The sequence below is a fragment of the Salipiger sp. PrR007 genome (assembly GCF_010499845.1).
Taxonomy (GTDB): Bacteria; Pseudomonadota; Alphaproteobacteria; order Rhodobacterales; family Rhodobacteraceae; genus Salipiger; species Salipiger pacificus_A.
The window spans coordinates 1-1820 of the sequence record NZ_JAAGOZ010000094.1 but is presented as its reverse complement, the minus strand read 5'-3'; the positions used below and the strand labels follow the sequence as shown (position 1 = coordinate 1820).

At 53.1% G+C, this 1820-nt stretch carries 2 tRNA genes and 1 rRNA gene; all 3 read right to left on the bottom strand.

Features of this window, described 5'->3' with window-relative positions:
- Nucleotides 1-1228: ribosomal RNA gene (locus G0Q01_RS25570) — 23S ribosomal RNA — on the bottom strand; the annotation flags it as partial.
- Between the two features lie 410 nt (nt 1229-1638).
- Nucleotides 1639-1714: transfer RNA gene (locus G0Q01_RS25565), tRNA-Ala, on the bottom strand.
- Between the two features lie 28 nt (nt 1715-1742).
- Nucleotides 1743-1819 (bottom strand) — tRNA-Ile (locus G0Q01_RS25560).
- Between the last annotated feature and the right edge of the window lies 1 nt (nt 1820).

Sequence of the window (1820 nt, the reverse complement as noted above, 5' to 3'; positions counted from 1 at the left end):
ATGTCACACTACGCTCCGCTACCATGCGCTATGCGCATCCTCGGCTTCGGCTCATGGCTTGAGCCCCGTTACATCTTCGCCGCAGGACAACTTGATTAGACCAGTGAGCTGTTACGCTATCTTTAAAGGATGGCTGCTTCTAAGCCAACCTCCTGGTTGTTTTGGTCGTCCCACCTGCTTTCCCACTTAGCCATGAATTGGGGGCCTTAGCCGGAGGTCAGGGTTGTTTCCCTCTCCACTACGGGCGTTAGCACCCGCAGTGTGTCTGCCATCTAGTACTCCCTGGTATTCGGAGTTTGGTTAGGATCAGTAAGCCTGTGGGGCCCCATTACCCATCCAGTGCTCTACCCCCAGGGGTATTCGGATGACGCTCTACCTAAATAGATTTCGCGGAGAACCAGCTATCTCCGAGTTTGATTGGCCTTTCACCCCTAGGCACAACTCATCCCGACCTTTTTCAACAGGTGTGGGTTCGGACCTCCAGTTAGTGTTACCTAACCTTCATCCTGGTCATGCCTAGATCACTCGGTTTCGGGTCTGATCCATCTAACTCGACGCCCTATTAAGACTCGCTTTCGCTGCGCCTACACCTAACGGCTTAAGCTTGCTAGATAGACCAAGTCGATGACCCATTATACAAAAGGTACGCCGTCAGCTCTCGAGGAGCCTCCGACTGATTGTAGGCGTTCGGTTTCAGGTACTGTTTCACTCCCCTCGTCGGGGTGCTTTTCACCTTTCCCTCACGGTACTGGTTCGCTATCGGTCAGTAAGGAGTACTTAGCCTTCGGAGGTGGTCCTCCGATCTTCGAACAGGATTTCACGTGTCCCGCCCTACTTGATACGTTCCATCGAGCTTCACATACGGGACTGTCACCCGCTGTGGTTGGCCATTCCAGACCATTCTGTTCACTCTCAGGACTCGGCTGGTCCCCGTTCGCTCGCCGCTACTAGGGGAGTCTCTATTGATGTCCTTTCCTCCGGGTACTTAGATGTTTCAGTTCCCCGGGTTTGCTCTTAAAACCCTATGTGTTCAGGTTAAAAGTACCTGTTTAAGCCCGTTATAGGCTGCCCGAAGGCAATTATAACGAACTTTCAGGTGGGTTGCCCCATTCGGAAATTCCTGGATCAAAGCTTATTCTCAGCTCCCCAGGACTTATCGCAGAGTATCACGTCCTTCATCGCCTCTTACTGCCAAGGCATCCACCAAACGCCCTTCTCGCGCTTGATCCGATCCAGAAAGAGCAAGGCTGACGCTTTGCGAGACACCACGCTGGTTCGTGTGATGCCGTTCTTTCCGGATCAGAAGCATACTTTCCCGCCCTCGCCGTGCGGCGAGGACAATCTCATTCACCCTATGCAAAGTGAATGAGGGGTTAGTGTACTTGACTTGGACAACTCTGTTCTTTTTCTGATCGGGATATCTTGCGCTTGGTCGAGGAAACAACCGCCGGCAAAACCTTCCCCTCGCGGGGAACCAACCAGAGATCACCGCACACTCGCGGCAATCAAACAGTGTTGATTTTGTATCTCTCTAAACGATGTCAATGCGTCCGATTGGACGGATAAACACCAAAAAGGTGCTTATCGATCTAATCGAAATGCTGTCTTTGAAGCTGTCCGGCTCTTCCCGCGGGGAAGTGGTGGAGCCTAGGAGGATCGAACTCCTGACCTCCTGAATGCAAATCAGGCGCTCTCCCAGCTGAGCTAAGGCCCCGGATACCCCCGGGATGGTCCCGAAGGATTGGTGGGTCGAGGAGGACTTGAACCTCCGACCTCACGCTTATCAGGCGTGCGCTCTAACCACCTGAGCTACCGACCCA